We start from the raw sequence: 612 nt of genomic DNA, 5'->3' as shown, positions 1-612 counted from the left end.
GAAGTTCGATATCGACGAGAGCTTCCGTGCGATCGATCGTTCCGGGCTGCTGGTAGCCGATTGCGCGCATGATAAATCCTATTGTCAGGGGCTGTATAGCGAACTTTGTCGCGTACGGGATACGCACAAGCGACATCGCGGTTCGACATCGTCGTCAGGCTGGCGACGGCGTGATTGCCGCTGCCGTCTTCCCCGTGAGGTCGGTGATGATCGCGCCGATCAGCGTCCGTAACCAGCGGTGTGCGGGATCATGCCGATAGCGGACGTGCCAAGCCATTTCCACGGGAAAGCTGCCAAGGTCGACCGGAGCCGGCAGGATCTTCAGCCGGGGGTCGTGCATCAACCGCCTGCAAATGAGCGAGGGCAAGGTGGCGCAATAGTCGGTCACCGCCACCATCTCGGCTACCGCGAAGAAGTTTGTCACGGAGATTGCGACGTCGCGCTTCAGCTGCTGCTGCGCCAGCGCCTGGAACAGCCCGGCGCGCATCCGTCCGGGCGGCACGATGTTGACATGCTTCATCGTCTCGAACTGCTCGCGCGTCATGACATCGCCGACGCCCGGATGGTCGGCACGGACGGCGCAGGCGAGCCCTTCGTCCATCAGGTGCTGGA

At 62.6% G+C, this 612-nt stretch carries 1 protein-coding gene; it reads right to left on the bottom strand.

Features of this window, described 5'->3' with window-relative positions; translation table 11 throughout:
• Positions 1-154: 154 nt before the first annotated feature.
• Positions 155-612 (bottom strand): LysR substrate-binding domain-containing protein (locus ACFC3J_RS22900; protein WP_375198202.1); only part of this gene is annotated, 458 nt, incomplete at its 5' end.

The sequence above is a fragment of the Sphingobium sp. genome, from assembly GCF_041987595.1.
GTDB lineage: Bacteria > Pseudomonadota > Alphaproteobacteria > Sphingomonadales > Sphingomonadaceae > Sphingobium.
Note: the sequence above shows the minus strand (reverse complement) of the source record. Positions and strands in the feature narration are given on the sequence as shown.